This is a genomic window from Streptomyces sp. SID12501 (genome assembly GCF_010550245.1).
Lineage (GTDB): Bacteria > Actinomycetota > Actinomycetes > Streptomycetales > Streptomycetaceae > Streptomyces.
In genome coordinates this window covers 1-749 of record NZ_JAAGLU010000180.1, presented here as the reverse complement: position 1 = coordinate 749, position 749 = coordinate 1, and the positions used below count along the sequence as shown (strand labels likewise).

The window sequence follows — 749 nt, the reverse complement described above, 5'->3', positions numbered from 1 at the left end:
AAGAGCAACAAGTTCACGCCGAGCACGAGCCCGACGGCGAGTGCCAGCACGAGCCCGACCCCGACGGCGAGCAAGAGCACGCCGGTGGACCCGACGCGCCCCACGAAGGAGCCCCCCACGAAGGAGCCTCCGACGAAGGAGCCTCCGACGAAGGAGCCGACGGACCCCGTCACGGGCGACCCGGCGAACCCGGTCGAGTAGGCACCCGAACGCACCCGAGGTACGCGAAAGGGCCCCGATTCCGCCGGGCCCTTTCGCGTCCCCGCGCGCGAGGTCGGTCCGTCCGATCATGACAATGCGTGTTGGTACTGCCGTTCCTGTCGGCTCATGTTCCCGGCCAGGGTGTGGACGGTGACGAGTTGGGGTTCGATGCGCATGTAGACCGGGTCGAAGACCGCGCCGTCCACGAAATGCGGGCCCGGACCGAATAGTTCCAGTTCCCCGTTGGTCGGTTCGACGATCTCCGCGGTGCCGGTGAACTGCACCGACCACAACCGTTCGTCGGGGGAATTGAAGTTGTCCGCCCCGTACGAGACGACACTGCCGTTGCAGGCCTGGTGATAGCCGAAACCGGCGTGCATTCTCAGGACGACCTTGTCGTCCACCACGATGTGGCGGGCGAGGGCGAGGAAGGGCAGCGCGCGCATGCTGGTGGCGACTCGGCCGTAGGGCACGCGGCGCAGCAGTTCGATGGCGTGGAGTTCCTCAGGGGACATGCGACCACTGTCCGGCGCCGACGCGGCGTCGGG

The 749-nt window shown here is 67.8% G+C and carries 2 protein-coding genes; both read right to left on the bottom strand.

What is annotated here, in order from left to right; translation table 11 throughout:
- The coding region (locus G3I71_RS50585; protein WP_203733018.1) for a hypothetical protein at window positions 1-215 on the bottom strand (215 nt) is incomplete at its 3' end.
- A gap of 72 nt (window positions 216-287) precedes the next feature.
- Complete coding sequence (locus G3I71_RS45090) at window positions 288-716, bottom strand: pyridoxamine 5'-phosphate oxidase family protein (RefSeq protein ID WP_164324703.1); 429 nt, start codon at window positions 714-716, stop codon at window positions 288-290.
- Window positions 717-749 lie beyond the last annotated feature (33 nt).

Coding starts and splice junctions, on each gene's coding strand:
- G3I71_RS45090 (WP_164324703.1), bottom strand. CDS start 716: ATGTCCCCTGAGGAACTCCACGCCATCGAACTGCTGCGCCGCGTGCCC.